Origin of the sequence: Saccharopolyspora soli (assembly GCF_022678645.1) — a bacterium.
Taxonomy (GTDB): domain Bacteria; phylum Actinomycetota; class Actinomycetes; order Mycobacteriales; family Pseudonocardiaceae; genus Saccharopolyspora; species Saccharopolyspora soli.
The window spans coordinates 43909-68204 of record NZ_JALBWV010000039.1 but is presented as its reverse complement, the minus strand read 5'-3'; the positions used below and the strand labels follow the sequence as shown (position 1 = coordinate 68204).

Below are 24296 nucleotides of genomic sequence, written 5' to 3'. Positions count from 1 at the left end.
GATCGCGGCACGCATTCCCTTCGCTGCGGTGGAAGTGCGTCCGATCATGAGCACCTCCGGTGCGGAGATGTGATCAGCTGGGTAGGGTTTCGCCTGTTTCGAGCAGGGTTTTCAGGCTGGACAGGAGTTCGGGCCAGCCTTCGCTGATCATGGTCAGCACGGTGCTGTCGGGTTCGAAGCCGTCGTGGACCACGGTCAGTTTCACCATGTCGCCGACCGGTTCGATTTCGAAGGTCACCTTCGAACGGGGTTCGTCGGCGATCTTGGCCAGCACTTCCTCGCTGACTCCGACTGCTTCGGCCCATTCCGGTGTGAAGGTGTGCCAGGTGTAGGAGAGCTTCCGGTAGGGCTCGGATTCGAGCACGACCTGGCCGGGGTTGGTGGTCTTGGCGCCGTGTTCTTCCCAGGTCATCGGCGACCCGGCCTGCCAGTCGGTGTCGAAGGCCACTCCCCAGTAGCGGCGGGTGAAGGCCGGGTCGGTCAGGGCTTGCCAGAGGCGTTGCGGCGTGGTCTTGATGTAGGTCTTGTAGACGAATTCGGTGTTGCTCATGGGTTGTTGCTCCAATGCGGTCTTCAGGTCCGCGAGTGCGCGTGCTCGTTCGCGGTCGTACTGGTTGATCCAGCGGTCGGCGATGGCGTTGATCGGTGCTGCGTTGAGGTAGTGCAGCTTTTCCCGGCCCCGCCACGTGGTGGTCACCAGATCGGCTGCTGCCAGCACTGCGATGTGTTTGCTGACGGACTGCCGGGCCATGTCCAGTCCCGCACACAGTTCGCGCAGGCTCTGCCCGTTGCGTGCGTTAAGGCTGTCGAGCAGTCGGCGGCGGCTGGCATCGGCCAGTGCCTTGAACACCTCGTCCATGTCGTGCCATCCCAAAATATGCAGCCGGTTGGCTGCCTGAAATATAGGCAGCCAACCGGCTGCATGTCAACCGGCGCGAACTGCTAGCTCTCCCCCGCCCAGGTTTCGGGTATGCGGCCGTGCGGCGTTTTCGGAGGTGTTGATCAGCTCTTTTCGGGCACGGCCATCTCGCCGAGCAGTGACCAGTCCTGTTGGGGCACCGTCGTGTTCACGATCCGCGGGGTTTCGACCAGGTGTGGTGGCAGCGTCTGCTGGGCCTTCTTGAAGTGCTCGGACTGCACGTGGGCCGCTCCGGCGTCGTCATCGCGGAATGCCTCGACCAGGACGTACTCGGTGGGATCGGCGATGCTGCGCGACCAGTCGAACCACAGGCAGCCCGGTTCGGCACGGGTCGCCTGGGTGAACTCCTCGGCGATCTCCGGCCACCTGTCGGCATCTTCGGGCCGGATTCGGAACTTGGCCGTGATGAAGATCATCGCGGGCACTCCATTCTGCAGCGAGACATCGGCTTTCGCATGAACGCCCATGATCCTAAAAGCCGCATCGAAGGCGTCGCATGGCGGCGCGTCGGGTTCCACGCTGAGGCCGCTGGTTTTCCCAGCCGCGTCCATGCCGGGAGCCGCGACAGGTGAATGCACTTGCATGGACCGTCGCGCCTCCTATATAGTTGGTTTTGACCAACCAACTAATCAAGGTGGGGGTGCCGGGATGGAACGTACGGCGGGGAACGGGGACGACCGGCAGCGGGAAACCACCGATCGGGTGGCGGCGGCGCTGGCAACGGTGGGCAACTGGATGTTCGCCCCGGCAACGCGGCGACGGATCATGGCGGCCTCCGGGCTGGAGCTGTCGCTGGGGGACTACACGCTGCTCGCGCAGATCTCCCTGCACGCGCCGGTGCGGCTGTCGGTCCTGGCCGAGCTGATGGAGGTGGACAAGTCCACGCTCTCGCCCCCCGCCAAGCGCTTGGAGTCGCGCGGGTTCATCGAGCGGCAGCTCGACCCGGCCGACGCCCGGGCGCAGTTGGTGAGTGCCACTCGGGAGGGCAAGCTCGCTATCCGCGAGCTCTGGAAGGCCCGGACGACCGCCGTCGCCGCCCTCATGGAGGGCTGGGAACCGTCCGACATCGAGCATCTGGCCGACGGTCTCGCCGCCTTCGCCGAGGCGATCAAGAAAGGCGCATGACTTCACCGCCGGTCCGCCGGGCTGTGCGTCGCCGATTGAACGGAGTGAGCGCCATGCGTGCTGTTGTGCTGCGTGAATTCGGGCCACCGGCCCGTTTGACCATCGGGGAGGTGCCCGAACCTCGGCCGGGGGCGGGGCAGGTCACCGTGCGGGTGGCCGCCGTCGGCGTCCAGTTTCTGGAGACCCAGGTGCGCTCGGGAGCGTTGCGCGGCGCCGGCCTGCCGGTCGTTCTCGGCAAGGAGATCGCTGGAGAGGTCAAGGAGGTCGGCCCCGGAGGTGATCCCGCCCTCGTCGGCACTCGGGTCCTTGCCAGCACCTCGGGGACGGGCGGGTACGCCGAAATAGCCGCCGTACCCGCCGATTCGCTCATCCCGATTCCGGCGGGGCTCGGCCTGCACGACGCCGTCGCGCTCTACCGGTACGGGGCCACCGCCCAGGGTCTGATTCGTGCGGCGCGGGTGGCCGCTGGTGATCGTGTGCTGGTTCAGGCCGCCGCCGGTGCCGTCGGCACGGTTCTGGTGCAGTTGCTCACCCGCGCGGGCGCGACGGTCGTCGGAGCGGCGCGTGGCGAACGCAAGCTCGACCTCGTCACCGGGCTGGGCGCCGGCCATGTCGTTGACTACTCGCTGCCCGGCTGGACCGATCGGGTCCGCGAGGCGGTGGGCGGTTCGGTGGAGGTGGTGTTCGACCACATCGGCGGGACGCTCGGACAGGAGGCGTTCGGGCTGCTTACCCCGGGCTCCGGCCGGCAGGTCGTGTTCGGCTTCTCCAGCGGCGCGCCGCTGGAGGTCGCGCCCATGGAGCTGATGGGCCGGGGCCTGACCGTCAGCGGATTCAGCGCGGGCCTCATCTGGAACCGGCCCGCCTTCGCCCGCGAGTTGGTGACCGAGGTGCTCGGCCTGGCCGCCGCCGGTCGGTTCACGCCGGTGATCGGTCAGCGGTTCCCCCTGGAGAAAGCAGCCGACGCGCACGCCGCCGTCGAGGCGCGCGACACGCTCGGCAAGACCCTGCTCATTCCCTGAGTCCTGTGCGGACTCCCCAAAGACGCCCAAGAGCCGTTACCGGCCTGGGTGAAGTACCGATTTGTTTCCGAACAAGGAGTCAGAGCGTGTCCATTCCCCCCAAGGTCTTCGTGGCCGGTGCCACGGGACTGCTCGGAAGCCAGATCATCAGCGCCCTTCTCGACCGGGGCGCGCCCGTCCGGGCCCTGGTGCGGCCCGGTGCCGACGCGGACAAGAAGGCCGCGCTCGCAGCGCTGCGGTCGCGCGGCCTGGAGGTGGTCGAGGGCGACGTCACCGACCCGGCCGAGGCGCTGGCCGAGGCCGTCGGCGACGCCGCTACCGTCATCTCGGCCGTGCAAGGTGGCCCCGAGGTGATCGTGGACGGCCAGGCCAACTTGGCGCACGCCGCCGCGAAGGCCGGTGCCTGCCGGTTCATCCCCTCCGACTTCGCCATCGACGTGACCAAGCTGGAGGACGGCGACAACTTCATGATCGACTGGCGTCGCCGGGCCGCCGCCGAGTACGCCCACGCTGGCCTTGAGGTGATCTCCGTGCTCAACGGCGCGTTCTACGAAGTGATGGTCGGTTTCATGGGGCTAATCGACTGGGATCGGGGCACCCTGTCGCACTGGGGCGACCCCGATCAGCCGCTCGACCTGACCTCGGTGCCCGATACCGCCGCCTACACCGCCGCCGTCGCCCTCGACCCGAAGGCCATCGGCACACTGCGTTTCGTCGGTGAAGTGCTGTCGATGCGGCGGTTCCACGAGGCCGTCCAGCGCGGCTCAGGCCGCACCCTGGAGCTGCGGCACCTCGGCACCGCCGACGAGTTGCGCGCGGAGATCGAACGCCAAGCCGCCCGAACCCAGAACCCGTTCGACTACGTCGCTCTCCAGTACCAGTGGTGCATGGTGACCGGAAAGGCCAAGTTCGACGCCCTCGACAACGACAGGTACCCGCAGATCACGCCGGCTTCGGTGATCGACTTCGTCCGCACGGCCGCACCCCCGGCCTAACTCTCAGGGATTCCATGCTGGGCAGGACGCTTGGGCCGGAACCGCCCTGTTCCGGCCCAAGCGTGCCAGGAGCAGACGTTTCACGGACGGACGGACGGCCCTCGGGGCCTTCTCGTCCGCTTCCCTCTGGATCTGGCGCGACGACGATCCATCTGGCTTCGGCGGCGGAGGTGAGCGCTGCCGGCCCTGATCTTCTTGGCCGCTGGGCGGGGTCGGTGGTGCGCTGAGGTCCAGGCGCTGGTCAGTGCGCAGCCCCGCGGTGTCTTTCTGCCGTATTCCAGTGCCGTCCCCCGTGTTCAGCCGTAAGCGCGTGCAGCGATCCTTCGACGAGTCCGCGCGGATGACCGAGGCGATTGGTGGACGCCCGCGGCCGTACAGCGTCGTGTGACGCTGGCTGCGTTTCATAGGTGACCACCTATGAAACACCATGAAAACCGTCATCAACGCACTCTTATCCGTCCTGTTCCCCGTCGCGAAAATCGCCGCCACCGTAAGCCTTGTCGGCGCAACACTGATCGCCATCACCGCAGGCGTTTTCGCTACTGGACGTTCCCGACCGTCCACATCGGTCATCGCGACATCCGAGCTCGAACTCCGGAATTTCACCGCGCGGCGCCGCGCTCCTCCGGCTCAGTGACCGCGCCCGACGGAGCGACGCTGCGCAGCCGCAACTGGCACAGCCCCCGCACATAGCGGCTGGCCCGCCCATCGCAGGGCATCACCAAGGTCGGCCGGGTCAACGCACGACCGTTGTAGCGGGTGGCCAACAGCGCGGCACACGCGCCGAACTCCGGGTCGATCTCCGCCAGGGACAACACCACCTGGAACCTGTCCTCGGACAAAGCAAGCACGATCACGTTGAGCTGACCCATCTTGTGCCGCTGATCCAACCGGGAGGGATCTCCGCCAGCACCTCATACAGCGGAACCCCCCGCACAAGGTGCACTTCCCGACGACGCCGGGTGACGTAGTGGACCTCCTGCTCGCAGCGCGCTCGCGCGTCGAGCTCGGCGGTCTCCAGCACCCGAGGACGGACCCCACATCACCCGCGATCAGCACCTGTCTTGGCCCCAGCTCAGCGCGTTGGGCCGGAATCTCCGGCTCTCCGACACCCCTGGCGGACGGCTCCATGCGCCCACGGTAAAGCGAGCACCTCCACCGACACATCGACCACAAGGGGGCATCACGATCCGCATACACGGCCAGATCGCTCGAATTCACCCGCATTTGCGGATTAGTCCTGTCGCGAGACGCGCAACTGCGGATTCGGCCGTTCAACGGGGGCCGCCCCTTGGTCTGTCGGCGCAGGCCCCCATTGGCCCCTAATACAAAGGACTCACTCGGCAGGAGGTGCCCTTCGCTCCTCAGTCCAGGTCGAGGTACTGGGTGTAGTGCTTGCGCAGGTGTTCGGTTCGTTCCGCTGGCCAGGGGCAGCGGATGTCGCCGTGCAGTGCGGCGAACAGCAGTTCCAGGTGGGTTTGCCAGGCTGCCAGCAGGGTCGCTCGGTCGGCGGCTTGGTTGGTGGGCACGGTGTGGGTCAGCGTCAGGCGGGTGCCGATCGGGTGCTGGGCGCGGAGTTGGAAGCGCACGGTTCCGGCGGGCTGCCAGGTGTATTCCAGGACGTGCGGGGCATCGACGGTGGTGAGTGCGCCGGTCTGTCCGTAGCCGTGGGTGGTCTGCAGTGGTGGTTCGGCGCCAGGTGCGGGTTCGGTGCCTTCGGTGAGCAGTGCCCAGACCTGTTCGAGTGGTTGGACGAGGTCGCGTTCGAAGTGGATCGTCCAGCCGTCCTCGGTGGTGTGCAGTTGGCCTTCGGCGAGGCCGAATTGTTCGATGTACGCCTCGGTGCGTTCGAACCAGGTCTGCATGGAGAATTCGGCGGTGGTGCCGTCCTCCAGTCGGGTGGTCAGGGCGTCCAGGCAGGCGTCCCAGCCCGCGGCGTGGCGGGCGGCCGATGGGCGGTCGCTGTCGGGGCCGCGCAGGGTGTGGTTGAACACCAGCAGGCAGCCTTCGGGGCGTGGGAGCAGTTCGCAGCGGATGACGTCTTCGCTCCAGCGGAAGGCGAAGACCTTCGGCGGGTCGATCTCCAGGATTTCGCCTTCGTCGGATTGGTCGGAGCCTTCGAAGGTGAAGCGCATCGGTGCGCCGATGACGGGTTGGTCGAAGTCGATGCGGGCTGGGAACCAGTGGGCGAGTTCGGCGGGGTCGGTGATGGCCTGCCAGACCTTCTCCGGTGGGTGGTGCAGGAGGCGTTGCAGGTGCAGTACCGGGCGGTCGCCGATCATGGTGATGGTGGTGTTCATGGTTGGGGGTCCTTCGGGTCGGGCATGGTGTCGAGGTGGCGTTCCAGGGCGTCGAGCCGGTCTTGCCACATCCGGCGGTAGGGTGCGAGCCAGGTGTCGATCTCGGCCAGAGGTTCCAGGCGCAGTCGGTACCAGCGGCGTTGTGCGTCCTGGCGGACTTCGACCAGGCCCGCTTCGCGCAGCACTTTGAGGTGTTTGGAGACCGTGGGTTGGCTCAGCGGCAGCTGGTCCACGAGGTCGCCGACTGCGCGTTCGCCGGTGCGCAGCAGGTCGAGGATGTCCCGGCGGTGTGGTTCGGCGAGGACTTCGAAGGTGCTTGCCACACCATCAATATAGCCAATGGGAAATATAGTGGCTAGCTGTTCGTGGACAGCACGGCTTGGGTCTGCGTGGTGTGACCGACGCGGCGTCCGGCGGCGTCGAGCAGTTCGGTCTGCACGGCGATGTTCGTGCGGCCCACGTGCAGTGGTCGGCTGACCGCGTGCAGCGTGCCCTCGCGCACCGCGCGGAAGAAGTTGGTCTTCGACTCGATCGTGGCGGTGTGCGCGCCTTCGGGCAGGTTGAGGAAGGCGCAGATCGCGCCGATCGAGTCAGCCAGCGCCATGACCGCTCCCCCGTGCAGCACTCCCCCTGACGTGCAGCGTTCGGCCGCCCAGTCCAGGTGGCCGCGGACTTCTTCGGCGTTCACGGAGTTGATCCGCACGCCCAGCGCCACCGCGAAGGGCATGCGGGCCACCAGTTGCTCGTGGTCGACTGCGGTCACGAGGCCTCCTGCGCGAGGATGCGGGTTGCGGCGGTGACGAGTTCGGCGTTGTCGGCGGCGACCTGTCCATCCGGCAGCAGCAGGGTGTCTTCCAGGCCGATGCGGGTGGGCAGCCCGCGGCGGGCGGCGACGGTCAGCACCGGCCACGCCCCGGCTGCCTCGCCGTGCAGCAGGATCGGGGTCGTTGCCGGGCGCAGCCGTTCCAGCAGCGCTTCGGCGGTGGTGGCCGCGCCGCGCGCGGTCCGGTCGGTGACCTCGGCGAGCACCCGCAGCACCCGGCCGTGGTGCGGGGAGCGCAGGAATTGGCGGTCGGCGTCGGTGCCGGAGTGGATGCCTGCCTCGATGCCGACGCCGCGTGCCAGCAGCGCGGCCGCGATGTCGTCGGCGCCGGGTTCGTGCCAGTTGACCGAGGCGTGGTCGGGCAGCACCGTCCACGCCCGGATGATGCGGACCCGATCGGCCGGGTCCGGGGTGGTCCAGGCGCCGGTGGTGACCCCGACCGGTACGCCGGGGGCGGCCGCGCGCACCGCGCGCAGGGCCGCCGCGACCAGGTGCGGATCGAGGCTGTCGGTGCCGTCGGGGGCCTTGGGGTGCAGGTGGATGTCGGTGGCTCCGGCGGCGACGCTGTCGGCGGCGGCCTTGGCCAGTTCCTCCGGGCGCACGGGCAGGTGGAAGTGCTCGCGCGGGGACCGGGCGCCGTTGAGGCAGACCTGCAACATGTGCCGATTCTCCCCCGATTCAGCACACCTGCGGAAGTTGGCGACCCCGTTTCGTGATCATCGTCCGGTGCGCGCCCCTGGGTCAGGTGACGCTGGTGCGGGAGGTATTAGCGTGGTGGGGTGGCGTTGAGCGATCGGATTCTGCGCGGGGTGGCGTGCGGTGAGATCAGTCTGGCGTTCCTGCGGTGGAGCAGTCCGCAGGCCAGGGCTGGATCGCAACTGCGCACTGCGGTCGGGTTGATCGGCATCGATGAGGTCACCGAGGTCGATCCGGGGCAGATCACCGACGCGGACGCGCGCCGGGCTGGGTTCTCCTCGGCTGCGGGGTTGCGGTCCTCTCTGGACAAGCACGGGCCGGGTTCGGTTTACCGGCTCGCGTTGCGCTACGAGGGCCTGGCCCCGGCGTCGCCGCAGGAACCTGTGGTGTTGGGTGGTCGGGAGCGGGCGGCGATCGATCGGCGGCTGGCGCAGTTGGACGTGTCCGCTCCGCGCGGACCGTGGACGCGGCAGGTCCTGGAGGTGCTGGCGCGGCGGCCGGGGGTGCGGGTCGCTGAGCTGGCCGCTGAGCAGGGGCGTCCGGTGTCGCGTTGGAAGTCGGATGTGTGGCGGTTGCGGGAACTCGGCCTCGTCGAGCCGCTGGCTGCCGGATTCCGGTTGTCCTCGCGCGGAGTGTCCTATCTCGACGGTCCTGGCTGAATGGAGAACGCGTGTCGATCCACGAGGTGCACCACGCCCACCTCACCGGTGCGAGGCCCGTGGAGGTGACCGTCGACGACGTCGAGTCGGCGTTGTATGTCGCGATCTGGGCGCACAGCAGCGGCGATGACGCCACGGCGCACCGGGCGGCCGGTCGGGCCAGTGACTACGACCCGGGCAGCGAACTGGCCCGGTTGTTGGCCATGATCACTGCTGAAGGCGGTGCGACGGGGGTGTACGACTCCCCCGCGGCGTTTCGGGCGTTCATCCGCGGCGGCGGCAATGTGGGGTTGTACGAGGCGACTTCGGGGGCGTTGCGGGAGATCTACCGGCAGCACCAGCCGCAGCGGGTGCTTGACATCGGTGTCGGGGACGGGTTGGCGCTGTTGCCCGCACTTGTCGAGCACCAGCCCGTGGTGGGTGTGGTCGAGCCGAGTGCGGCGCTGCTGGCCGAGACGACCGCTGAGCTGACTCGTCGCGGCATCGTCCACCACGCGTGGACGCAGACGGCCCAGGATTTCACCGCGACGCATACCCAGCACTGGGACCTCATCCAGTCCAGCTTCGCCCTGCAATCCCTGCCGCCGCACGAGAAGGCCCAGGTGTTGCACTGGGTCGCCGCGCACACCGGCCGATTCGCGCTGGTGGAGTTCGACGTGCCCGAGGTGGCTTCGGTGTGGGAGCCCGCCTGGTTCTGCGACTGCGTGGTGCGGGTGGAACGCGGGTTGCGCGAGTACGGCGCGGATCGTGATCTCGTGGGTGCGGGGTTCATCCTGCCGGTGATCCTCGGCAAGTTCGGCACCGCCGCCCGCACCAACTACGAACTGGCCATCCAGCACTGGGAGACGTTGTTGCGGGGAGCCGGTTTCACCGAGATCACCACCCGGCCGCTGGCTGACTACTGGTGGCGTCCGGCATTTCTGGTCGAGGCGGTCACGGCGGCTGGCTGATGCCGCCGTGACCGGCGCCGGTCAGTAGCGGGTGCCCATCGCGGAGCGCACTTCGTTCAGGGTGGTCTCGGCGAGGGTGTTGGCGCGCTCGTTGCCGTCGCGCAGAATGCCGCGCAGTTGACCGGGATCGGCTGCGAACGCGGCCCGCCGAGCCCGCATCGGTGCCAGGTGCTCGTTGACCGCCTCGGTGACCGTGCGTTTCAGCGTCGCCGCGCCGCCCGAACCGATGCCTTCGGCGAGGTCGTGCGGATCTTGCCCGGTGCACAGGGCCGCCAGCAGCACCAGGCTGGAGACTTCCGGACGGGCCTGCGGGTCGTAGCTGATGTGGCGCTGGGAATCGGTTTTCGCGCCTCGGATCAGGCGTGCGGTCTCATCCGGGGTGGCCGAGAGCATGATCGCGTTGCCGCGGCTTTTGCTCATCTTCGTTCCGTCGGTGCCCAACAGCAGGGGCGCTGGGGACAGCAGGGCATCCGGTTCGGGCAGCAGCGCGCCGTAGCGGTCGTTGAACCGGCGCGCGATGGTGCGGGTCAGCTCCAGGTGCGGCAGTTGGTCCTGGCCGACCGGTACCAGGTTCGCCTTGCAGAACAGGATGTCGGCGGCTTGGTGGGCGGGATAGGTGAACATCAGGCCGCTGACCGCGGACTGCTGCGAATGCGCGATCTCGTCCTTGACCGTCGGATTGCGGGCCAGTTCGGACATCGACACCAGGCTCAGGAACGGCAGCAGCAGTTGGTTGAGCGCCGCCACGGCGCTGTGGGTGAAGATGGTGGCGCGCTGCGGATCGATCCCGGCCGCCAGGTAGTCCAGCACCAGGTTGTGCACGTGCTGGCCGAGCCGGTCGGCGATGTCCCGGTCGGTGAGCACCTGGTAGTCGGCGATGATCACCAGCAGTTCCACGCCGAGGTGCTGCAGGCGGACCCGGTTGTGCAGGGTGCCGAAGTAGTGGCCCAGGTGCAGCGGTCCGGTCGGGCGATCGCCGGTGAGCACCCGGAAGTCCGCCGGTCGCAGGTGGATCAGTTCCTCCAGCTCGGCGCTGCGTCGTGCGGCGGCGGAGGTTTCGATCATGGTGGTCATGGTGTTCTCCTCGAATTTGGTCGCGGGGTTCGGTCGACGCCCCGGACGTGCGGAGAACATGGAAAAGGGCCGTCCATCCGAACGGCCCGAGAGGTGTGCATGCTGGTTGGCCGCTCCTAACCGGAGCGCCACCACGCGAGGCACGAACTGCGAATCACCCCGCCATGCTAACGCATCGTGCGGCTCAACCGGGCGCGTCCAGGCGCATCCGCACCGACGGCAGGTTCTTTCCCAGGGTGTCTTCGTCGGCGGAGAGGCGTTGGTGTTCCTGGAACCCGAGTCGGTGCAGGAGCTGGTATGACGGGGTGTTGGCGGTGTAGAGGTTGGCGAAGATCCGCGCGGCGCCCCGGCGGAACAGCCAGCTGCACACGTCGCGCACGGCTTCGGTGGCGTAGCCGTGGCCCTGGTGGCGAGGATTGAACACGTAGGAGACCCACACTTCGGTCGGGTCCGGCGAGGTTGGCTTGCCGCGTTCGGTGCAGTTGACGGCCTGGACTTCGCCGATGATCGTGTCGTCGGCCAGCACCGTGAACAGCAGGTGGAATCGCTGGTGGTCGCTGCGCGTCCAGCGGTCGGCGGCGGTGCGGAGGCGTTGCCGGACCTGTTCCAGGCTCAGCGCTGGTTGGGTGAGGTAGGTGGCGATGTTCGGGTCCGCCCGGTATTCGTGGACCGCGGTCGCATCGGCGGGGTTCGCTGGTCGCAGTAGCAGTCGTGCGGTGCGCAGCCGCGGTTCCGGCGCGTTCACGGTATCGCCAGGGTCATGGTCGTGTCGGTGACCGCGAACCCGAGGCGTTCGTAGAGCCGCTGTGCGGGGTTGCCGACCGTGACCGCCAAACCCACCTCGCCGGAGCCCTCCTCGGCCAGCCGCGCGAGTGCTCGGCGCAGCAGCAGGCCGCCGAGTCCGGCGAACTGCGGTGCTGGGCGGCGGAAGACGTCACCGACCCACGCGGTGCCGTCGCGGTCGTTGACCACCAGGCCCGCGACGACGTGGTCGTCGGCGTCGACGACCAGTGCGCTGCAGTCCAGCACCGGTCCCAGCACTCGTCCGGTCAGCAGTGGCTGGAGCAGTTCGGTGAGGACCTGTTGGTCGCTGCCGACGACCTGGTCGGGATGTTGCGGGGGGAATGCTTCGCGCCAGGCGGGCAGCAGGTCTGCCGGTGGGCGGGTGCAGGGCACCACCCGCAGTGGTTTCGCTGGTCGCAGGTGTGCCCAGGTTGGCGGTGGTGGGTTGGCGGTCAGGTCGCGCTGCATCCGGTGGGCGTGGCGTTTCAGCCGGGCGCCCGCTCGTACCAGCGCTTCGCCTTCAGCTGGGTTGGTGAGCAGGCTCCAGCCCGGTAGTGCGGTTCGCAGCACGACAAGTGGGTTGGGGCCTCGAAGTTCGAGGACTCGTGCGGTGCGTGGCACTCCGGCGATCGGCGCGCAGGAGACCGTGGTGGTGTCTTGGGAGAGCACCACGGTCTCGCCGGTGCGGCTTTCCTGCAGCATTCGACAAGCACTACACCTGGACTTCCGGTGCGGGCAACCGGAATTCGGCGCGCTGCGCTGGTCGGACTAGTGCGTTGCGTTGCTGGTCGCCGGGGCGCTACCGTAAGCGAAGTCTTTTAGATCTAAAGGAGATTGTTTTGCGCGAGATCATCGTCACCGGCGGCGGCACCGGCATCGGCTACGCCATCGCCGAACATTTCGCCGCCGCGGGTGATTCGGTCACCATCACCGGCCGCCGCCACGAGGTCCTGGACACCGCCGCGGCCGCGCTCCGCGCCACGGCAGTGCCCTTCGACGCCACCGACCCCGACGCCGTCACCGCCGCAGTGGCGCACCTGCCCGAACGCATCGACGTCCTGGTCAACAACGCGGGCGGCAACACCGACTTCGACCGGTCCACACCGGAGGGACTGACCGCGCTGGCCGCCGGATGGCAAGCCAACTTCCAGGCCAACGTGCTCTCCGCAGTCCTGGTGACCGCCGCCGTGACCCCGCGACTGGCCGCCGGAGCCCGCGTGATCACCATCGGCTCGATCGCCGCCCGCACCGGAGCGGGCTCCTACGGCGCCGCCAAGGCAGCCGTCGAAGCCTGGACCGCTGATCTCGCGGGCGAACTCGGTCCGCGCGGCATCACCGCCAACGTCGTCTCACCAGGACTGACCGAGCGCACCGAATTCTTCCGCGGCAACCTCACCGAAGACCGCCGCCACGCGCTCATCACCGCCACCGCCACCAAACGCGCTGGCACCCCCGCCGACATCGCCGCGCTCGTCGGCTTCCTCGCCAGCCCGCAGGCCGGGCACATCACCGGCCAAGTGCTGCACGTCAACGGCGGCGCCCACCTCGGCCGCTGAGAACCCAACCACGCACTAAGGACGATCTTCGGCACCGAGACGCTCGCTGAGATCGCCGAGCAGGATCCGCAGCAACCCCGCCAACTGCTCCCGCTGCTCGGCGTCCAGCGAGCTCAGCAACGTCTCCTCATGTCGCAGCAAGTCGTCCACCCGCTCCTCGATCAACTGGTGCCCGACGTCGGTGAGTTCCACCAGCACCGACCGGCCGTCCACACCACCCTTGCTGCGGCGCACCAGACCGCGCTGCTCCGCGCGCGCCACCCGCTGCGAAATCGCCCCAGCGCTCAGCAACGACTGCCGCGCGATCTCCCCGGCCGCCAGCTGGTACGGCGGCCCCGACCGCCGCAACGTGCTCAACAGGTCACGAGTGGCGGCATCCAAACCGATGCGCGCATCGGTGCGGCGACGCTCGTCCTCCAGCAGCTTCGCGATCCGCCAGATCCGGGTGATCACCCCGATCGACGACACCGGCATCCCCGGGCGTTCCCGCTGCCACGCCCGCTGGATCCGGTCCACCCCGTCCTCACGCTGCGCCATGACCGCACAGCGTAGAACGTCGCCCGCACCCGGCACGCACACCAACGGTGGTGACCGGAAAACGCGTTGACAGCCGCCACGCGGCGCACGCTACGATCGGCGGCACTATGAAGAACTGACATCGAGCCAGGCCCGCGCCCGAGGCTTCCGCGACCCCATTCCCGGTCCGCGTCGAACACCGCCCGGCGGGCAACGCATCGAAACCACCGGTGTGTGACGCTTCGTGTCTTTCGTTCTGCTCGCTCGTGATCTCGTCAAGTCCTATGCGGACCGCGTCGTCCTCGACGGGGTGTCGTTGACCGCCTCGCCGGGCCACCGCATCGGCCTGGTCGGTGAGAACGGTGTCGGCAAATCCACCCTGCTGCGTGTGCTGGCCGGTGCCGAAGCACCCGACACCGGCGAGCTCACCCGCCCCGACGACCTCGGATTCCTGCACCAGGAAACACCTTTCAGCCCCGAGGCCACCCTCGCCGACGTGCTCGATGCCGCCCTGGCCGAGCACCGCGGCGCACAGACCCGGCTGACCGAACTCGCCGCCGTGCTCGCCGCCCGGCCCGATGACGCCGACGCCCTCGCCGCCTACGGCGAGGTCCTCGACTGGGCCGAGCAGCACGACACCTGGGACGCCGACCACCGCGCCGAAGTCGTCCTCGACGGACTCGGCCTGGCCGACATCCCCCGCCAGCGGCGCACCGGCACGCTCTCCGGCGGGCAGCGCAGCCGACTGGGCCTGGCCGCGCTGCTGCTGCGCCAACCACGCGCCCTGCTGCTGGACGAACCCACCAACCACCTCGACGACACCGCCCTGGCCTTCCTGCAACAACACCTCGCCGCGCTGCCCGGCACCGTCGTGCTCGCCAGCCACGACCGCGTGTTCCTCGACGCGGTCTGCACCGACATCCTCGACCTCGACCCCGCCGTGCACGGCCCCACCCGCTACGGCGGCACCTTCACCGACTACCTTGCGGCCAAACGCGCCGAACGCGCCCGCTGGGAACAGCGCTACGCCGCCGAACAGCACGAACTCGACGCCCTGCGCCACGCCGTGGCCGTCACCGCCCGCCAGGTCAGCCACCACGCACCGCGCGGCAACACCAGCAAGTTGGCCTACGACTACAAAGGCGCCCGCGTCCAGAAGCAGATCTCCCGGCGGGTGCGCAACGCCCAGCAGCGCCTGGACGAGCTCACCGCCGACCAGGTCCGCAAACCCCCGCCGCCGCTGCGTTTCGCAGCCACCCTCACCGACCGCGACACCACCACCGACGTGGTGCTGCAGATCCGGCAGGCCGGGGTGCAGGGCCGGGTGTGGATCGACGAACTCGACCTCACCGGAACCGGCCGACTGCTGATCACCGGCGGCAACGGCGCGGGCAAATCCACCCTGCTGCACCTGGCCGCCGGGCGCCTGGCGCCCGACACCGGCAGCGTGCAGCGCCGCCGCGGCACCCGCATCGGCCTGCTCGAACAGGACGTCACCTTCCCCGACGCCCGCAAGAGCCCCCGCCAGCTGTACGCCACCGCCACCGCGGACCGCACACACGTCCCAGCGCTGCAGGAACTCGGCCTGCTCGCCCCAGCCGACCTCGGCCGCCCCATCGGGGCGCTGTCGGTCGGCCAACGCCGCCGCCTCGCCCTGGCACTGCTGCTCGCCGACCCACCACAGGTGTTGTTGCTCGACGAACCCACCAACCACCTGTCCCTGACCCTGGCCGGTGAACTCGAAGACGCCCTGCGCACCGCGCCCGGCGCCGTCGTGGTCGCCAGCCACGACCGTTGGCTGCGGCAACGCTGGAACGGGCCCACCCTGAACCTGCACGACGGCCGCCGCAGCGCCTGAAGGGGGACAACCATGGCCGACACACCCGACCCCAGCCGGGTGCACCCCACCACCCGGCCCGAGCTGACCAACGTGGCCTTCCTGTCCACTGTGGTCAGCTCCCCCCTGATCGAGATCGGCGACTACACCTACTACGACGACCCCGACGGCGCCGCCGAATTCGAAACCCGCAACGTCCTCTACAACTACGGGCCAGCGAAACTGCGCATCGGCCGGTTCTGCGCCCTGGCCACCGGGGCGCGTTTCATCATGCCCGCCGCCAACCACCCCATGATCGGCTGCGCCACCTTCCCATTCGCCATGTTCGGCGGCGACTGGACCCGCGCCACCGCCGACATCGCCGCCGGACTGCCCAGCAAAGGCGACACCGTCATCGGCAACGACGTGTGGATCGGCCGCGACGCCACGATCATGCCCGGCGTGCACATCGACGACGGCGCGATCATCGCCACCGCCGCGGTGGTCACCAGCGACATCCCCGCCTACGGCATCGCGGGCGGCAACCCCGCCCGAGTGATCCGCCGCCGCTTCTACGACGCCGACGTCGAACTGCTGCAACGCATCGCCTGGTGGAACTGGCCCGTGCAGGCCATCACCGACCACGTCCGCACCATCATGGCCGGACAACCCAAAGAACTCGCCGCGCTGGCCCGCCGGGAAGGGCTGCTGGATGACTGAACGCCACATCACCACCCCCGACGGCCTGCGGCTGTGGTCGCAAACCCACGGCGACCCCACCGACCCGCCGGTGCTGCTGATCATGGGCGCGAACGCCAACGCGCTGGGCTGGCCCGACGAATTCGTCGCCGCCCTCACCGCGCACCGGCTGCACGTCCTGCGCTACGACCACCGCGACACCGGCCGCTCCACCCACCTCGACATGACCGGCTACTCCTTGGCGGACATGGCCCGTGACGCCGTCGCCGTCCTCGACGGACACGGCATCGCCACCGCCCACGTCGTCGGCCTGTCCCTGGGCGGCACCCTCGGCCAACTGCTCGCCCTGGACCACCGCGACCGGCTGCGCACCCTCACCCTGATGGTCACCGCCGCACTCGACGTCGACTTCGCCGAGTCGATGCGCCGCGCCGTCACCGGCGAGCCCACCGACCTGCCCACCCCCACCGCGCGGATCATCACCGCGATGGCGCACCGCGCCGACCCGGCGCCCGACCGCGAGACCGCCCTGCACCGCCGGATCGCCGAATGGCGACTGCTCGTCGGCGACGCGATCCCCTTCGACGAAGCGGAATTCCGCCGCTGGGAAAACGCCGCGATCGACCACGCGGGCAGCTACCAGCAACCCGCCGCGCACGCCTTCGCCACCCCGGTACCCATCGAACGCGGCGCCGAACTGCGCCACGTCACCACTCCCACCCTGGTCATCCAGGGCCCGCGGGACCCCATCAACCCACCCCCGCACGGCCAGCACCTCGCCGACCTCATCCCCGGCGCCCGCTGCACGAGCATCCCCGGCCTCGGCCACGCCCTGCCCAGCGCCCTGCACCCACCGATCATCGCCGCCATCACCGACCACATCGGACAGTTCGAGAGGACCACCACGTGATCGACCCCCGCCTGCACGACCGCGTCGCCGTGCTCACCGGCGCCAACAACCCGCTGGGCATCGGCGCGGGCATCGCCCGAGCGCTGGCCCGCCAGGGCGTGAAAATCGTGCTCGCCTCCCTACCCGAAACACACCCGACCAACGGTGTCACCGGCATGGTGACCGACCACGTGCGCGACGCCCTGCGGGCCGACGGCGCCGCCGTCGAATCCCTGGCCGTCGACCTCGCCGACACCGACAGCGGCCCAGCGATCTTCGACCACGCCGAAAAGCACTTCGGGCCGGTGGAAATCCTGGTCAACAACGCCGCCCACTGCGTCCTCGACACCTTCCAACCCGACCCGCCGCGCGGCATCCGCACCGTCGACGCGGCGAGCCTGGACGCCCACCACGCGGTCAACACCCGCGCCCCCGCCCTGCTGATGGCCGAATTCCACCGCCGCCACCTGCACCGCAAAGCCACCTGGGGCCGCATCATCAACATCTCCACCGACGCCGCCTCCGGCGCGGCCGACCAAATCTCCTACTGGGCCACCAAGAACGCCCTGGAATCGCTGAGCCGCTCGGCGGCCATCGAACTCGGGCCCGCCGGAATCACGGTCAACATCATCGCGCCCGGCCCGGTGCAGACCGGCTGGATCAGCGACGACATGAACACCCGCTTCGCCGAATTCAGCCCGCTGGGCCGCGTCGGCCGCCCCGACGACATCGCCGACCTCGCGGTCTTCCTGGCCTCCCACCAAGCCCGCTGGATCACCGGCCAAACGATCTACGCCGGAGGCGGCAAACGCATGGTCTAGCCCCGGACCGAGCCCCGCTGACACGCTCCGTTCATCGCATAGCAGGGTCGCGCTCTGGTGCGCCAGACACCGTGCCCCCAGACCGCGAACCACCCCCGCGTGCGAGAACGCTGAGCGCTATCGCTGCCAGCCACACAAGCACGCCTAGCACGGCCAGGTGGTGCAGTCCGGTCACGAAAGCGGCTGGCGCGTTGGGGGTCCCGGCGACCGCGCCGAACACCGCGACACCCAGTGCGGTGCCGGTCTGCCGCATGGTGTTGTTCACCCCGCTGGCCAGTCCAGACCGCTGCGGTCCGAGCGCGCCGACTGCCGCGGTCACCACCGAGGTCGTCAGCAACCCAGCCCCGACCCCGTACGCCAGCAGCACCGGCACCACCTCGGCGAAACCGCCGTCCGGACTGGCCAGCACCCAGCAGATCGACCCGGCGCCCGCGACAGCGGCGCCGACGAGCATCGGCAACCGCGGCCCGAACCGCGCCACCAGCCGCCCGGCCACCGGCGCGAGCAGCACCAGCGGAACCGACATCGGCAACAACAGCACCCCAGTGCGCGCGGGCGAGTTCCCACCGACGTTCTGCAAGTAGAGGGTGAGCACGAACAACGTGCCGTTCATGCCCAGATTCATCAGCAACGCCACCGAGTTCGCCGCCAGGAACGGCCGGTTGGCCAGCAGCGTGCGCGGTACCCGGCGACCAGCGGCCCACAGCGCAATCGCCGCCACCACCAACAACCCGAGCACCACCGCGTCCAACCCGGTCCGGCCCACCTCGATCACCGCGAACACCACCGCCGTCAACCCGACCACAGCGCTGGCCAGCACCCCGCCGCGAAACCGCTGCCCGCGATCCCCAGGCGAGGCCGGAACAAGCAGGGCGATCCCCGCGACCGCCACGATCACCACCGGCACGTTCAGCGCGAACACCAGCCGCCAGCCACCCCACTCGACGAGCACGCCACCCAGCAGCGGCCCCGCGGGCAACGCCAGCGAGGACACCGCCGACCACACCCCCAGCGCCCGCGCCCGCACCGCCGGATCCGGATACACCCCGGTGATCACCGCCATGCTGCCCGGCAACAGCAGCGCCGCACCCGCGCCCTGCACCGCGCGGGAAGCGATCAGCACCCCAAGGCCAGGAGCCACCGCACACCCCAGCGACGCCGCACCGAACAGCGTCATCCCGGCCAGCACCACGCGACGGTGCCCGAAGCGGTCGCCCAGCATGCCGCCGACCAGCAACAGCCCCGCGATGGCCAGCGCATATCCGTCGACCACCCACTGCGTTCCGGCCATCCCCGCACCCAGCGAGCCGCGCAGGCTAGGCAGGGCCACGTTGACCACCGTGACATCCAGCAGGACCAGGAACATGCCCGAGCACATCATCGCCAGCACCAGCGCGGGCGAACCACCACGTCGTATCAACACGCCCCCGAGCCTGCCCCGCCAACACTTCAGGCCAGCCCGAAACATCGCGGGCGCATCATGGAACGCATGGCAGCCCAAGGAGACAGTGACATCGCCCCGGTCGCCGCGCTGTTCGCCGACCCCGGCCGCGCCAGAGTGCTGCAAGCCCTCGCCGACGGACGCGCGCTGCCCGCATCGGTGCTGGCCGCCGAAGCGGGCCTGTCAGCCAGCGCCGCCAGCGCCCACCTGGCCAAACTGCGCGACGGCGGCCTCATCGAAGTCCACCGGTCCGGACGGCACCGCTACCACCGGCTCGCCGACGACCGGGTGGCCGCCGCGCTGGAAGCCCTCGCCGTGATCGCCCCCACCCAACCGGTGCGCTCGTTGCGCCAAGGCACCCGCGCCGCCGCGTTGCGGGCCGCCCGCAGTTGCTACGACCACCTCGCCGGACAGCTGGGCGTCGCCGTCACCGCCGCGCTGCTGGAACTTGGCGCGCTGGCCGCCACCGACGGCATCCCCGACACCCGCCGCCGCCCAGGCGACGGCCTGTCCGTGCAGCTCAGCGAGCACCCGTACGAGCTCGGCCCGCACGCCAAACCGATCTTCGCCGCCCTGGGCGTGGACCTCGACACGGTGCACGCCGCCCACACCCGGCGGCCGTTGCTGCGGTTCTGCGTGGACTGGAGCGAACAGCGACACCACCTCTCGGGACGGCTCGGTGCCGCGTTGTTGGCCGCGCTGATCGACATCGGGTGGCTGGCCCGCAAACCGCAGCACCGAGCGCTGAAACTCACCGAGGACGGTGCCCGCGGCCTGCACGCCGCACTGGGCATCACGCCGGGCGACTGCGCTCGGCCAGCAGGTGCACCGCCAGCCCAGCAAGCACCGTGCCCATGAAATAGCGCTGCACCCGCAACCAGCCCGGCCGACGAGCCAGCAGACCCGCCACCGAACCGGCGGTCACCACGATCATCCCGTTGACCGACACCGCCACCACGATCTGCACCACGCTCAACGTCAGGCTCTGCAACGCCACACCACCCCGGCTCGGGTCGATGAACTGCGGCAGCAACGACACGTAGAGGATCGCGATCTTCGGGTTGAGCAGATTGGTCACCAACCCCATCGTGAACAACCTGCCCGGCCCGTGCGCGGGGGTGGGCACCGGCGCGAACACCGATACCCCGCCCGGACGCACCGCCTGCCACGCCAACCACAGCAAATACCCCGCACCCGCGATCTGCACCGCCGTGTACAGCGCGGGGACCAGCGCGAACACCGCGGTGATCCCGGCAGTGGCCGCCGCCGCGTACACCAGGAACCCGACCGCGACCCCCAGCAGCGACACCAACCCGGCCCGCCGCCCCTGCGTCAACGACCGCGACACCAGGTACACCATGTTCGGCCCCGGCGTGAGCACCAACCCCAACGCCACCACCGCGATCCCCACCACTGCCGAAGAATCGACCACCACGCCACCTCCTGCCGCAACCGACCTGTCGTTTTTCGCAGGCTAAGCGGCCGCGGCAGCAACACGAACAGCCAATCCGACGCCAGTGGCCTGCCCAAGCTCAGTCGTCGTACTCATCGTGGTAGCGGACCTGCGGGCTGCCCGCGGGAGCGCCCAGGCCGGTGGCGCGGCCTTCCGGCTTCTCCCAGCCCTCCTGGCGGCCCAGCGCGGTCAGGTCCAGGAAGCTCGTCGTGCTGCCCAGTACGTCCAGTCCCCGCCCGTAGGTCGAGTAGGTGTGGAACACCTTGTCGTCGACCCGCAGGAAGCAACTCAATCCGGGCAGTTCGAAGGGCTGCTCGCTGGAGACGAAGTAGTCGGTTCCGGCCCGCTGGTGCTCCTCGGCGCTGCGGTAGTTGTGCTCCACCGGGCACACCGACTCGTCCAGCGTCACGTGGAAGTCGTAGTTGAAGTCGCTGCCGAATGAGGAGAACCACGGCACCGTCCAGCCCATCCGGGCCCGGAACCTCTCGATCTTGGCCAGCGGCGCGCGGGAGACCAGCACCAGCGACGTGCCGCGGGCGCGCAGGTGCGCCAAATGCCCGATCTGGTCGATGAACGCCGAACAGCTCCGGCATCCGGTCTCCCAGCTCGGATCGAACATGGCGTGGTAGATCACCAGCTGCGCCCGTCCGTCGAACAGGCCCGGCAGGCCCACCGGCCCCTGCGGGCCTTCGAACCGGTAGTCCTTGTCGATCTCGACCATCGGCAACCGCCGCCGGTCGGCGTTGAGCTCGTCGCGGGCGCGGGTGAACTCCTTCTCCCGCGCCAACAGCGCACGACGGGCCACCAACCACTCCTCGCGCGAAACGATCTCGGGAAGACTCATCGCAAGCTCCGTCCACCTCGTGATTTCGTCCTGCACCACAGGTAGACCGGCCGCTGCGGCGAAACTCATCGCGCCAACCGCTGGCGGGCCCGCCGCAGGAAGTCGCGTTCGGCCGCGTTGTCGGTGCCCGCGATCGCCGCGTCATAGGCATGCGCGGCCTCCTCGACGCGGCCCAGCCGCCGCAACAGGTCCGCGCGGACGGCGTGCAGCACGTGGTAGCCGCCGAGATCGAGCTCGTCAACCAGGGCGAGTCCCGCTGCCGGGCCCTCGACCTCGGCCACCGCGACCGCGCGGTGCAGCGCCACCACCGGGCTCGGCGAGACCGCCAGCAACTGGTCGTAGAGCATGCGGATCTGCCGCCAATCCGTCGCGGCCGCGCTCGGCGCGTCGCTGTGCACGGCGTTGATCGCCGCCTGGATCTGGTACGGGCCGGGCCGGTCGCGGCGCAGGCAGCGCCGCACGAGGGCTTGGCCTTCGGCGATGAGATCGCGATCCCACCGGCTGCGGTCCTGGTCGGCCAGCAGCACGAGCGCACCCTCGGCGGTGGTGCGCGCTGCCCGCCGCGACTGGATGAGCAGCATCAGCGCCAGCAGCCCCATGGCCTCCGGTTCGTCGGGCATGAGTTCGACCAGCAGCCGTCCGAGGCGGATGGCCTCCGCGCAGAGGTCCTCGCGGACCAACTGCTGTCCCGAACTGGCCGTGTAGCCCTCGTTGAAGATCAAGTAGACCACCGCCAGCACTGCCCGCAACCGCTCCGGCAGGTCGGCGTCGCTGGGCACCCGGTACGGGATCCCCGCGTCGCGGATCTTGCCCTTGGCGCGCACCAGCCGCTGGGCCATCGTCGGCTCGGCCACCAGGAACGCGCGCGCGATCTCCGCGGTGGTCAGACCGCCCAGCAACCGCAGCGTTAAAGCGACCCGCGCGCCGGTGGCCAGCGCCGGGTGGCAGCAGGTGAAGATCAGCCGCAACCGGTCGTCGTGCACGGGAGACTCCTCGTCCGGCTCGTCACGGGCGTGCAGCAGGGCAGCCTGGGCGTGCCGGTCCTCGCGGGATGCCTCCCGGCGCAGCCGGTCGATCGCCCGGTTGCGGGCCGTGGTGATGATCCAGCCCGCCGGACTCGGCGGCAGCCCGTCCGACGGCCACCGCCGCAGCGCCTCGGCGAAGGCGTCCTGGACCGCTTCCTCGGCGATGTCGATGTCGCCGAAGACGCGGACCAGGACGGCGACCGCGCGGCCGTACTCCGCGCGGAAGACTCCTTCGACCCCCGCTACTGCGATGGCTGGCACGTCATCTCGGCGTCGTCGCCCTGCAACGGGCGCACCTCGATCGGCAGCGTGGTCGCCCGCGCCAACTTGCGCCCCCATTCCAGCGCGGCGTCCAGATCCGGTGCCTGGATCACCGTGAACCCGCCGAGGTGCTCCTTGCCCTCGGTAAACGGCCCATCGGTGACGAGCACCTCCTCGCCCTGCGCCCGCAGCACGGTCGCCGTGCTCGGCGGGTGCAGACCGCCAGCGAACACCCACGCCCCAGCGGCCCGCATCTCGGCATTGAGCGCCTGCAGGTCGCGGACGATCGGCTCCAGCACCTCCGGCGGCGGCACCGGCCCGTCGGGCTGGTAGATGCTGAGCAGGTAATGCTTCATCACGATCTCCTCGCATTCGCGGCAACCGGCGTTCACCCGGTTCTCACCCACTACACGAACCACCACGGCCCGGATCGACACCACCCCGCGAGGAATTTCCGGGCCACCGACCACCCCACCCGCCGAGGTGAACGTGGCGATGATTACGCACCGCCCAGCGGCCTGGGCGGCTGAATCGGTCCGGCACGCTGTCCACTGTGATCCGTGGCGGGCCCGCAACGGCAGCGGCGCGCTGGGGATAGCATCCGGCTAGGCAATCACCCGGCGAGCAGGAGAACGAAACCTCATGACCCAAGCTCCCGTCACCGTGACCGTCACCGGTGCGGCCGGTCAGATCGGATACGCGTTGCTGTTCCGGATCGCTTCCGGTCAGCTCATCGGGCCCGACACCCCGATCAAGCTCCGCTTGCTGGAGATCCCCCAGGCGGTCAAGGCGGCCGAGGGTACCGCGATGGAGCTCGACGACTGCGCCTTCCCGCTGCTGCAGGGCATCGACATCACCGACGACGCCCGCACCGCCTTCGACGGCACCAACATCGCGTTGCTGGTCGGCGCGCGCCCGCGGACCAAGGGCATGGAGCGCGGCGACCTGCTGGAGGCCAACGGCGGCATCTTCAAGCCCCAGGGCGAGGCCATCAACGCCGGTGCCGCCGACGACGTGCGCGTGCTGGTGGTCGGCAACCCGGCCAACACCAACGCGCTCATCGCCCAGGCCCACGCCCCGGACGTGCCCGCCGCGCGATTCACCGCGATGACCCGCCTGGACCACAACCGGGCGCTGACCCAGCTGGCGCAGAAGCTGAGCGTGTCGGTCACCGACATCAAGAAGCTGACCATCTGGGGCAACCACTCCGCCACCCAGTACCCGGACCTGTTCCACGCCGAGGTCGGCGGCAAGATCGCCGCCGAGCAGGTCGAGCAGGCATGGCTGGCCGACGAGTTCATCCCCACCGTCGCCAAGCGCGGCGCGGCGATCATCGAGGCCCGCGGCGCCTCCTCGGCGGCCTCGGCGGCCAACGCCGCCATCGACCACGTGAACACGTGGATCAACGGCACCCCCGAGGGCGACTGGACCTCGGCGGCGGTGGTCTCCGACGGCTCCTACGGAGTGCCCGAAGGTCTGATCTCGTCGTTCCCGGTCACCGCCGGTGACGGCAAGTTCGAAATCGTCCAGGGGCTGGAGATCGACGAATTCTCCCGCGAGCGCATCGACGCCTCGGTCAACGAACTCGTCGAGGAACGCGACGCGGTCCGCGGCCTCGGCCTGCTCTGA

Annotated in this window: 28 protein-coding genes; 12 read left to right on the top strand and 16 right to left on the bottom strand. The window is 69.5% G+C overall.

Annotated features, from left to right (window positions below; genetic code table 11):
- Window positions 1–73: 73 nt before the first annotated feature.
- Both MOQ72_RS26795 and MOQ72_RS26790 read right to left on the bottom strand, forming a co-directional pair.
- Window positions 74–859 carry an ArsR/SmtB family transcription factor gene (locus MOQ72_RS26795; RefSeq protein WP_242188440.1) on the bottom strand — a complete coding sequence of 262 codons (786 nt, stop codon included), beginning with the start codon at window positions 857–859 and terminating at the stop codon, window positions 74–76.
- A gap of 143 nt (window positions 860–1002) precedes the next feature.
- Complete coding sequence (locus tag MOQ72_RS26790; protein WP_242188439.1) at window positions 1003–1335, bottom strand: putative quinol monooxygenase; 333 nt, start codon at window positions 1333–1335, stop codon at window positions 1003–1005.
- Between the two features lie 232 nt (window positions 1336–1567).
- On the opposite strand from MOQ72_RS26790, the gene MOQ72_RS26785 reads away from it, so the two are divergent.
- The 3 genes from MOQ72_RS26785 to MOQ72_RS26775 all read left to right on the top strand — a co-directional run bounded on the left by MOQ72_RS26785 (window position 1568) and on the right by MOQ72_RS26775 (window position 4061).
- On the top strand, window positions 1568–2044 hold the full coding sequence (locus MOQ72_RS26785; RefSeq protein ID WP_242188438.1) for a MarR family winged helix-turn-helix transcriptional regulator: 477 nt from the start codon (window positions 1568–1570) through the stop codon (window positions 2042–2044).
- Window positions 2045–2097: 53 nt separating this feature from the next.
- A complete protein-coding gene (locus tag MOQ72_RS26780) occupies window positions 2098–3066 on the top strand; it encodes a zinc-binding dehydrogenase (protein WP_242188437.1) in 969 nt (322 codons plus the stop codon).
- A gap of 86 nt (window positions 3067–3152) precedes the next feature.
- Window positions 3153–4061 carry an NmrA family NAD(P)-binding protein gene (locus tag MOQ72_RS26775; protein ID WP_242188436.1) on the top strand — a complete coding sequence of 303 codons (909 nt, stop codon included), beginning with the start codon at window positions 3153–3155 and terminating at the stop codon, window positions 4059–4061.
- Window positions 4062–4663: 602 nt separating this feature from the next.
- On the opposite strand, the gene MOQ72_RS26770 is transcribed toward MOQ72_RS26775, so the two are convergent.
- The 5 genes from MOQ72_RS26770 to MOQ72_RS26750 form a co-directional block, all read right to left on the bottom strand.
- A complete protein-coding gene (locus MOQ72_RS26770) occupies window positions 4664–4951 on the bottom strand; it encodes a hypothetical protein (protein WP_242188435.1) in 288 nt (95 codons plus the stop codon).
- Window positions 4952–5425: 474 nt separating this feature from the next.
- Window positions 5426–6361, bottom strand: coding sequence for an SRPBCC family protein (locus tag MOQ72_RS26765; protein WP_242188434.1), 936 nt, complete (start codon window positions 6359–6361; stop codon window positions 5426–5428).
- Window positions 6358–6684: an ArsR/SmtB family transcription factor gene (locus tag MOQ72_RS26760; protein ID WP_242188433.1), complete on the bottom strand. Its 327-nt coding sequence runs from the start codon at window positions 6682–6684 to the stop codon at window positions 6358–6360. The genes MOQ72_RS26765 and MOQ72_RS26760 overlap by 4 nt, the downstream gene beginning before the upstream one ends.
- 32 nt (window positions 6685–6716) lie before the next feature.
- Window positions 6717–7124, bottom strand: coding sequence for a PaaI family thioesterase (locus tag MOQ72_RS26755; RefSeq protein WP_372495552.1), 408 nt, complete (start codon window positions 7122–7124; stop codon window positions 6717–6719).
- Entirely contained in the window at window positions 7121–7843 is a 723-nt protein-coding gene (locus tag MOQ72_RS26750; RefSeq protein ID WP_242188432.1) for a 3-keto-5-aminohexanoate cleavage protein, read from the bottom strand. The genes MOQ72_RS26755 and MOQ72_RS26750 overlap by 4 nt, the downstream gene beginning before the upstream one ends.
- A 120-nt stretch (window positions 7844–7963) precedes the next feature.
- Between MOQ72_RS26750 and MOQ72_RS26745 the strand changes: the two genes are divergently transcribed.
- Together MOQ72_RS26745 and MOQ72_RS26740 are read left to right on the top strand one after the other, a co-directional pair.
- On the top strand, window positions 7964–8539 hold the full coding sequence (locus tag MOQ72_RS26745; RefSeq protein WP_242188431.1) for an ASCH domain-containing protein: 576 nt from the start codon (window positions 7964–7966) through the stop codon (window positions 8537–8539).
- Window positions 8540–8550: 11 nt separating this feature from the next.
- Window positions 8551–9489 carry a methyltransferase domain-containing protein gene (locus tag MOQ72_RS26740; protein WP_242188430.1) on the top strand — a complete coding sequence of 313 codons (939 nt, stop codon included), beginning with the start codon at window positions 8551–8553 and terminating at the stop codon, window positions 9487–9489.
- 21 nt (window positions 9490–9510) lie between these two features.
- Here the strand turns inward: MOQ72_RS26740 and trpS are convergent, their stop codons facing one another.
- The 3 genes from trpS to MOQ72_RS26725 form a co-directional block, all read right to left on the bottom strand.
- Window positions 9511–10563: a tryptophan--tRNA ligase gene (gene trpS, locus MOQ72_RS26735; RefSeq protein WP_242188429.1), complete on the bottom strand. Its 1053-nt coding sequence runs from the start codon at window positions 10561–10563 to the stop codon at window positions 9511–9513.
- A gap of 184 nt (window positions 10564–10747) precedes the next feature.
- The gene (locus MOQ72_RS26730) at window positions 10748–11308 is read right to left on the bottom strand and encodes a GNAT family N-acetyltransferase (RefSeq protein WP_242188428.1); all 561 of its coding nucleotides are present in this window, start codon (window positions 11306–11308) and stop codon (window positions 10748–10750) included.
- Window positions 11305–12048 (bottom strand): GNAT family N-acetyltransferase, encoded by a 744-nt coding sequence (locus MOQ72_RS26725; protein WP_242188427.1) that lies wholly within the window; start codon window positions 12046–12048, stop codon window positions 11305–11307. Before MOQ72_RS26725 ends, MOQ72_RS26730 begins: the two co-directional genes overlap by 4 nt.
- A 137-nt stretch (window positions 12049–12185) precedes the next feature.
- Here MOQ72_RS26725 and MOQ72_RS26720 point away from each other — a divergent pair, with 137 nt between their 5' ends.
- Window positions 12186–12902: an SDR family NAD(P)-dependent oxidoreductase gene (locus MOQ72_RS26720; protein WP_242188426.1), complete on the top strand. Its 717-nt coding sequence runs from the start codon at window positions 12186–12188 to the stop codon at window positions 12900–12902.
- A gap of 15 nt (window positions 12903–12917) precedes the next feature.
- On the opposite strand, the gene MOQ72_RS26715 is transcribed toward MOQ72_RS26720, so the two are convergent.
- The gene (locus tag MOQ72_RS26715; RefSeq protein ID WP_242188425.1) at window positions 12918–13439 is read right to left on the bottom strand and encodes a MarR family winged helix-turn-helix transcriptional regulator; all 522 of its coding nucleotides are present in this window, start codon (window positions 13437–13439) and stop codon (window positions 12918–12920) included.
- Window positions 13440–13662: 223 nt separating this feature from the next.
- Between MOQ72_RS26715 and MOQ72_RS26710 the strand changes: the two genes are divergently transcribed.
- Genes MOQ72_RS26710 through MOQ72_RS26695 form a run of 4 tightly spaced genes read left to right on the top strand, consistent with a single transcriptional unit; the run spans window position 13663 to window position 17643 of the window.
- Entirely contained in the window at window positions 13663–15276 is a 1614-nt protein-coding gene (locus MOQ72_RS26710) for an ABC-F family ATP-binding cassette domain-containing protein (RefSeq protein WP_242188424.1), read from the top strand.
- A 12-nt stretch (window positions 15277–15288) separates the two neighbouring features.
- A complete protein-coding gene (locus tag MOQ72_RS26705) occupies window positions 15289–15954 on the top strand; it encodes a CatB-related O-acetyltransferase (RefSeq protein WP_242188423.1) in 666 nt (221 codons plus the stop codon).
- On the top strand, window positions 15947–16843 hold the full coding sequence (locus MOQ72_RS26700; protein ID WP_242188422.1) for an alpha/beta fold hydrolase: 897 nt from the start codon (window positions 15947–15949) through the stop codon (window positions 16841–16843). The genes MOQ72_RS26705 and MOQ72_RS26700 overlap by 8 nt, the downstream gene beginning before the upstream one ends.
- A complete protein-coding gene (locus MOQ72_RS26695; RefSeq protein ID WP_242188421.1) occupies window positions 16840–17643 on the top strand; it encodes an SDR family oxidoreductase in 804 nt (267 codons plus the stop codon). Before MOQ72_RS26700 ends, MOQ72_RS26695 begins: the two co-directional genes overlap by 4 nt.
- A 31-nt stretch (window positions 17644–17674) precedes the next feature.
- On the opposite strand, the gene MOQ72_RS26690 is transcribed toward MOQ72_RS26695, so the two are convergent.
- Window positions 17675–19066, bottom strand: coding sequence for an MFS transporter (locus MOQ72_RS26690; protein ID WP_242188420.1), 1392 nt, complete (start codon window positions 19064–19066; stop codon window positions 17675–17677).
- Window positions 19067–19132: 66 nt separating this feature from the next.
- On the opposite strand from MOQ72_RS26690, the gene MOQ72_RS26685 reads away from it, so the two are divergent.
- Window positions 19133–19942 carry an ArsR/SmtB family transcription factor gene (locus MOQ72_RS26685; protein WP_242188419.1) on the top strand — a complete coding sequence of 270 codons (810 nt, stop codon included), beginning with the start codon at window positions 19133–19135 and terminating at the stop codon, window positions 19940–19942.
- On the opposite strand, the gene MOQ72_RS26680 is transcribed toward MOQ72_RS26685, so the two are convergent.
- The 4 genes from MOQ72_RS26680 to MOQ72_RS26665 all read right to left on the bottom strand — a co-directional run bounded on the left by MOQ72_RS26680 (window position 19878) and on the right by MOQ72_RS26665 (window position 23023).
- Complete coding sequence (locus tag MOQ72_RS26680) at window positions 19878–20519, bottom strand: LysE family translocator (protein ID WP_242188418.1); 642 nt, start codon at window positions 20517–20519, stop codon at window positions 19878–19880. The two genes, MOQ72_RS26685 and MOQ72_RS26680, sit on opposite strands and share 65 nt — an antisense overlap.
- Before the next feature lie 97 nt (window positions 20520–20616).
- Window positions 20617–21381, bottom strand: coding sequence for a DUF899 domain-containing protein (locus MOQ72_RS26675; RefSeq protein ID WP_242188417.1), 765 nt, complete (start codon window positions 21379–21381; stop codon window positions 20617–20619).
- A 65-nt stretch (window positions 21382–21446) separates the two neighbouring features.
- On the bottom strand, window positions 21447–22667 hold the full coding sequence (locus MOQ72_RS26670) for an RNA polymerase sigma factor (RefSeq protein WP_242188416.1): 1221 nt from the start codon (window positions 22665–22667) through the stop codon (window positions 21447–21449).
- A complete protein-coding gene (locus MOQ72_RS26665) occupies window positions 22649–23023 on the bottom strand; it encodes a YciI family protein (protein WP_242188415.1) in 375 nt (124 codons plus the stop codon). Before MOQ72_RS26665 ends, MOQ72_RS26670 begins: the two co-directional genes overlap by 19 nt.
- 286 nt (window positions 23024–23309) lie before the next feature.
- Here MOQ72_RS26665 and MOQ72_RS26660 point away from each other — a divergent pair, with 286 nt between their 5' ends.
- Window positions 23310–24296, top strand: a complete 987-nt coding sequence (locus MOQ72_RS26660) for a malate dehydrogenase (protein ID WP_242188414.1) — start codon at window positions 23310–23312, stop codon at window positions 24294–24296.